A 345-nucleotide genomic window follows, 5' to 3' on the forward strand; every position below is an offset into this window, starting at 1 on the left:
GCCGGGACGACCGTCGTGACGGCGAGCGCGGTGGCGACCGTGGCGGGTTCCGTCGCGACGACCGTCCCTCGGGCGGCTTCAACCGCGACCGTCGTGACAACGACCGCCCGTCGGGCGGCTTCAACCGCGACCGCCGCGACGACCGTTCGTCCGGTGGCTTCAACCGTGACCGTCGTGACGAGCGTCCCTCCGGCGGCTTCCGCCGGGACGACGAGCGTGGCGGCCGTTCCTTCGACCGTCGTGACGAGCGCCCCTCGGGTGGTTTCCGCCGGGACGACCGTCGTGACGGCGAGCGCGGTGGCGACCGTGGCGGGTTCCGTCGCGACGACCGTCCCTCGGGCGGCT

1 pseudogene is annotated in these 345 nt (G+C 74.5%); it reads right to left on the reverse strand.

The window, feature by feature from the left end:
* A pseudogene (locus KUF83_RS42585) lies at positions 1-345 on the reverse strand (hypothetical protein); the annotation flags it as partial.

The organism is Streptomyces sp. BV286, from assembly GCF_019090165.1.
Classification (GTDB): domain Bacteria; phylum Actinomycetota; class Actinomycetes; order Streptomycetales; family Streptomycetaceae; genus Streptomyces.